This window comes from Bacillus luti (assembly GCF_001884105.1).
GTDB lineage: Bacteria > Bacillota > Bacilli > Bacillales > Bacillaceae_G > Bacillus_A > Bacillus_A luti.
Genome location: NZ_MACI01000004.1, coordinates 1 through 565, shown reverse-complemented (window position 1 = coordinate 565; position 565 = coordinate 1). Strand labels below are relative to the sequence as shown.

At 35.6% G+C, this 565-nt stretch carries 1 protein-coding gene; it reads left to right on the top strand.

What is annotated here, in order from left to right:
* Positions 1-537 (top strand): IS200/IS605 family accessory protein TnpB-related protein (locus BAQ48_RS01040; RefSeq protein WP_165613771.1); only part of this gene is annotated, 537 nt, incomplete at its 5' end.
* Positions 538-565: the final 28 nt, after the last annotated feature.

The following is a 565-nucleotide window of genomic DNA, read 5'->3' as shown; positions in this document are numbered from 1 at the left end:
CCTTTTACTTCTAAAAGGATAGAAAAACTTCATCAAAAACGTTACTTGAAAATAAAAGACGTCTTCCATAAAGTTAGTCACCATATCGTAAAACTAGCTCAAGAAGAAGAAGTTTGTAAAATCGTTATTGGTCAAAACAAAAGTTGGAAACAAGAAACGAATATGGGAAAAAGAAATAACCAATCGTTTTGTCATATCCCACATAGTTTACTGATTCAAATGATTACATACAAAGCAAATGCTGTAGGCATTCAAGTTGTTGTAACTGAAGAATCATATACATCGAAAGCAAGTTTTCTGGATAACGACTTCATTCCAACGTATGGAGAAAATGACCAAAATACAACTTTTTCAGGAAAACGAATAAAGCGCGGCATATATCGTTCAGCAAATAAAACTTTAATTCATGCAGATGTAAATGCTGCGGCTAACATTTTACGAAAAGTAATCCCAAATGCATGGACAAATGGGATAGAGGGGTTAGGCGTGAAACAGCTCGCTAATGTGTTAACTCCCCTGACGTTAATCGTCCGTTAGGTCGAAACGTTAGAAACCCCCACTTCAA